Source organism: Pleionea sp. WD8-19, from assembly GCF_055326765.1.
Genome location: NZ_JBUZOU010000040.1, coordinates 1 through 5,707 on the forward strand (window position 1 = coordinate 1; position 5,707 = coordinate 5,707).

The 5,707-nt window shown below is 48.2% G+C and carries 4 protein-coding genes; all 4 read left to right on the plus strand.

Annotation, left to right across the window (positions count from 1 at the left end):
• Positions 1-310 (plus strand): hypothetical protein (locus ACTUJY_RS20770; RefSeq protein WP_463618056.1); only part of this gene is annotated, 310 nt, incomplete at its 5' end.
• A complete protein-coding gene (locus ACTUJY_RS20775) occupies positions 291-2,417 on the plus strand; it encodes a hypothetical protein (RefSeq protein WP_463618057.1) in 2,127 nt (708 codons plus the stop codon). The genes ACTUJY_RS20770 and ACTUJY_RS20775, both read left to right, overlap by 20 nt.
• Entirely contained in the window at positions 2,418-2,798 is a 381-nt protein-coding gene (locus ACTUJY_RS20780) for a hypothetical protein (protein WP_463618058.1), read from the plus strand.
• A partial coding sequence (locus ACTUJY_RS20785; RefSeq protein ID WP_463618059.1) for a hypothetical protein occupies positions 2,798-5,707 on the plus strand: 2,910 nt, incomplete at its 3' end. The genes ACTUJY_RS20780 and ACTUJY_RS20785, both read left to right, overlap by 1 nt.

Below are 5,707 nucleotides of genomic sequence, written 5' to 3' on the forward strand. Positions count from 1 at the left end.
AAAACTGACCATTGCAGTTAATGTAATCAACGACCGGAAGCGTTTTAACTGCAAACAATGCGAATGGGGCCGACACTGTGACAGCAGTGATCCGGCACCTTTTGCACAATGGAAGATCCCAGGCGTCATTGAATCCAAAACTTGCCTGCTTCCGATGATCACGGATCGATCCTTCTATCTTCTCGACCTTCACAAACATTACCAACAGAACACACTTTTCACGGCAGGTGGGATCGCGGATCAACCGAATCTCTACTGCGAAGCTATGAGCTTTATAACCGGATTACAACATGAGTTTATCAGCGAATGAATACACCTTTGCACTGGTCGGTGATGACCGCACAAAAAGCATGTTTGCTTCGGTACAAAGTGGACTCGGCAAAACGTTAAAGAAAGCAGGACTGACCGACAAAGAACTCACTAAGTTAGGTCGCAATGCCACAAAGCTTGGTAAGCGTCTTGATTCGATGGCAGACAGTGCGGCGAAGTGGGGCGGTGCACTCTTTACGGGAGCTGTGGTCGGTGGTACCGCACTCGTTAAGAAAACACTGGAGGCCAACACCGAAGTGATCCGTTTGTCCGAATCGGTTGGTGTGGGTGTCACCGCGATGAGCGAATGGAGCTATGCGGCGAAAGATGTGGGTATTTCGTCGGAAAAAATGGGTGACATTTTTAAAGACGTACAAGAAAAAATCGGTGACTTTGCGGCAACCGGTGGAGGGCCAGCAGCCAACACCATCAAGCATTTAAAACTCAATGCGGAAGAACTGATCAAGCTTGCTCCTGATCAACAATTACTAAAAATTGCTGAAGCGTTAGAAAAAGTCGGCACCACATCTGAAAAATCGTTTTATCTCGAAGAGCTGGCAAGCGATGCGACTTATCTATTGCCACTGCTTGATAACGGCGCGGAAAAATTAAAAGCGCTGCAAGCGGAAGCGCGCGCATTCGGTGTTTCGATATCCGAACTCGACGCTGCCAAGATGAAAGCCGCGCAAAAATCGATTGAACGCATTCAAGCAGTCGTTCAAGGGTTTTCCAATAACCTCACAAGTGAGGTAGCTCCCATCATCGAAGTGATGAGCGAGAAGGTGCTCGGGCTGGGTGTTAACAGTGAAACGATGGGCGAAAAAATCCGTGGTGCATTTTGGTGGGGTGCTCGCGGCGTGGGTGTGTTTGCTGATGGTTTGCACGGTGTTGAAATCGTTCTAAAAGGCACCGAGCTTGGTGTCAATTTACTCAGCCTGGGTATTTCTCAACTGGCCGTTTTTGGTGCACAGGCGTTTACCAGTTTGGGCAATGCGGTCATTGATGGTCTGTTTTATCCGGTCACAAAAACATTGGCGTTGTTATCCGAGTTACCTGGTTCGGTGGGTGATAACGCTGCGCAAGCGTTGGCTTCGGTGGAAGGATTTGCCGATGGATTAAAAGTTGATGTACCGCAAGCGCTGTATGAATTTCGTGATGCGCATGCGGCTGCGTTTGCTGATACCAAAACGGAACTTGATCGGTTGCTGTCGGAAGAACTGCCGAGTGATGTGATCACGCGCAACATCGAAGCCATCTTTTCGGAAGCGGACGCCAAAGTACATGAAAAGATGGCTCAGCTAAAAAGCAATCTCGGTCAACAAACCGAACAAGACGATGCGATTGCGCGCGAAGCGGAGCAGGACGCGTTACGGTTTGAAGCGAAACTGATGCGCATGCAAGAGCAATGGATGACCGAGCAAGATTTGTTGCAACAAAAGTACGATCAAGATCTCTCCATTCTTGATGAAGCACTAGAAAAAGAATACTTAAGCGAAGTGGCCTATGACCATCGACGTTTTAAGTTGAAAGAACAATACGCGAAAAAAGAAGCGGCGCTGAATGCGAGAAAAAACCGCGCCATTTTGAGTACGACGGTAGGCACCTTGCAAAACATTGCGAGCGTCACCGATTCCGAATCGAAGAAAGGATTCAAAATTCAGCAGCAAGTAGCGATTGGGCAAACCACAATGGCGACCTATGAGAGCGCCACGCAGTCTTATAAGTCACTGGCCGGTATTCCCTATGTCGGACCAATTCTTGGCGGTATAGCGGCGGCCGTTGCCATTGCAGCAGGAATGGCAAACGTTCGAAAAATCAAAAGCTCCAAACCGGGCAGCAGCGGCGGTGGTGCGTCAGTGCCAAGTTCGGGCGGCGTGTCGGGCGCTGGTGCTTCCGGTGTGAATTCGGCGATGAATCAAGTGGAACGGCTGCGACAAAACGGAACGCAACAACAAGCGGCAACACCGGTGATTAATTTTCATATTGCCGGTGATCTCAACTCCAACGATGCGAATACTTTTTTGCAAGATGTGAAAGATCTGATCAACAACGGTGATGTGTCCTTGATCGATCCGAGTTCGCGCAATGGACAAGATTTAGGAGGTTAAATGTCTAGCATCAGCTTTACACCAAAACGTGAAATTGTTTCGGGTGTTGGATCACTGCAGTGCGAGTTTGAACAGTTTGATTACGATCCGAAAAAGGAAGGGGCAGTACACAAAAGCTTGGATGGCACCACGGTTTCAACGCTGCACCGCTTGGAGTTTCGATACCATATTAAGACATCAGCCATTTCTGTTGCTGAGATTGTGCCGTGGCGCGAATTTCACGCCAGTTGCTGCAATGGTGAACTCTTTACCGTGAGCGCTTCGGATGTTCCAGGCGCACCAACGTCTTCCTTTCAAGCCATCTTTGAAGGCGACTCTTACAAAGAGAGGCGCAATGGTGCCTATATCACCGTCTCTTTTACACTTCGAAGGATGAATTAATGTCAGATAATTATCACGCCGTGGCAAGCTCCAATCATCAAGAGATTGTCACGGTGGTTAAGTTTTTATTCAACACGCCAGTCTATGTATCAACGCATGCGGTCAGTGGTATTACTGGTGATTATTTTTCCGGTTGTTTAATTCCTTCAGCCGCGATTTCGCAGCGACTCAATCCTGACGAATCACGGTCCGAAATTGGAAACATTCGGTTTGTGGTGTTGGATACGGGGATCACCACGCAATTCAAAAATCGATTGGAAACCAGCGAAGGACTGAAGCGCTGTGTCGTTGAAGTCTATCGTGGCGCAATGGGTGATGACTTTGCCGACTTTGTGTTGGTGCAAACACAAATGATCGATAAATCGGTATCGATGAGCAACGGACGCTATCGAATTTCGTGTTATGACATTCAGCGTTCGGCTAAGAAAAACATTTTTGCAGAAATTAAAACGCCTATTACTGCGACGTTAAACGCCGGAGATACGACCGTCAATGTTTTGAATACGACAGCGTTTGAAGCGTGTGATCACCCTTCGAGTTTTGGTGATGCGCCAGGGCAACGCGTTTATTACTTGAAAGCAAAGAAAGACGATCATTTTGAGATCATGCGCGCGACCGGAAAAACCGATACCAGCTTTACGGGATTAACGCGCGGACTGTTTCATACCTTGCCGTTAACCTTCGAGTTTGACGAAGAAGGGGACGGTGATGATCAAATTCAAATCGAAGAATACGTTTATTTGGAAATGCCGGTGCCTGCGCTCGTTTATGCGCTTTATACCGGTGATATTATCGGCGGCGGAAAGTTACCGAGCAATTGGCACCTGGGAGTTGATCCAAAGTGGATCGACATCACGCAGTTTCAAAATGCAGGAACCGATTGGTTTGATCCGACGAATTATAGCAAAGGATTAATTTATCGCTTTAACGGTGTGAAGCAAACCGAAGGCAAGCGTTTTATAGAAACTGAATTGCTGAGGTTGATTGCGTTTACACCGGTGGGTGCGAATGGCAAGTTAGGATTTAAACGCATTGCCGGTGTCAATCGCGAAAGCGGTTATGAGTATGTGTTCGATGAGTCGAATATTGTTAAATATTCTGATCTCGAATACAACTTAGATAAGTTGCATAACGTGATTGATCTGAAATGGGGAAAGGTTGAAATTCCCAATCGAACCAGCGGGTTTACCCGTCAATCGATCCTTTATGATCCAAGCAGTGTTGAAACGCATCGCGGTCGTTATATCAAACAAGTGTCGATGGAAGGTTTGCACAATGCACGGCACACAACCACGACGATTCGGAATCTATTTTCAGCCTATCGTGATCGTTACGCACATCCTCCATACGAGTTACAACTTACGTTATTGCCAACGCAATACGCGGTTGAAGTGGGTAAGAACGCGCGTGTGGTGTTACCGCACATTAAAGACATGGTTACTGACGCACCGTTAGATCGTGTGTTTGAAGTGCAGCAAGTCTCAACGGATTTGTTAACCGGTCGAGTGCAAGTGAAGTTGTTCGCTTCGAGTGGCGACTTGGATCCTTTATCGGATGACGATGCTGAAGACGCGGCCGAATTGCCGAACGGTTGGTACGCTGAGCAAGGCGCGCTTTTAAGTGGCCAAGTGTCGATTGATGGAAACGGTTTTTTAACTGCCAACGGTACGTTAACCGGAGCTGCGACAACGCGTACCTGGTTTTATTATTTGGGCGATCTCACCATTCCAAACGGGCGTACCTTAACGCTACAAGATAACGTCGGTCTTGCGGTCATGGGGCATTTGCAAATTGATGGGCAGATCATTTGCGATGGACAAACCTTTACGCACCAAGGTTTTTTTGGTTCGACACTCAGTGGTGGTCGTCGCAATGTGCAAGGACCGCGTGAAGGTTTAGCTCCAGGTGTTCGGCATCATGGCTTAAACAATTCCGTTCCGGCGTTTAATTTGGATAACGATGGCGGCGTATTGTCTGGCATTCCCGATGACATGCGTGGCACCGGTGGACCGCAAGGTGGTGCGGTCTTTCGTTGGCATAGTGAAGTGAATCAATACATTCCTGCAGCCTCTCCCGGTGGTGCAGGCGGATTGGGTGGTGGTTCCGTTGTTTTTGTGTGTCGCGGTTCAGGTTTTGGACCGAATGGACGCGTGATTACAGATGGCAAGCCAGGTGAATTAGGAACGGTTCAAGCACCGAATTATCAAGCCGGTTCGGGTGGGGGAGGCGCGCCCGGTGTTGCTGTTTGGCTCATCGATGGCAACAGCAATCCTTATCCAATCTTAAACGGAAAAATTCAGGCACGTTTTGGATTGAGTCCCGCACCGGATATGCCGATTTCAGGTGGCACAGGACATGCGCAAACGACTGTCGATTTAAGTCTGAACAACGCGCGCGTGATGTACGTACCTGCGACGCGTTCGCCGTACCCTGATTATGGTATTGAAGACGATCCGCCGGTGGGTTTAGTCACCTTTCGTCAACCGAACCAACCGAGTCAGTTTGATTGCATCGACCGCTATTATCGAAAGCTTCGGGAAGGTGATCAGTGGATCAATACATCATCGCTTCCTTATCGATGGTATGCGTATAACGCTTCGGGTAGTTGGGCTTTAGATCGTATTGGTACCGATTGGGGTGATGTTGGTGATCGTCCTAATGATTCGAAAATTTTCAATAACTTGCTCGATCCCGGTGTGTGGATCATTGGTAACAGTGGGTCGCACGGACCGTTTCACGCCAACGGTAACGCACAAGAAAATGCCGTTTTATTGGACGAGGGGCCTTTCAAATATCCTGAACCTATTTGGCGTGGTGGAGTGGACACCGCGAGCGATGGTGATGGCGGTTGGAACTGTGATTTTAAAGACGGTTACGATCCTCAAAAGTCGTATCGTTTTTCAGTATGG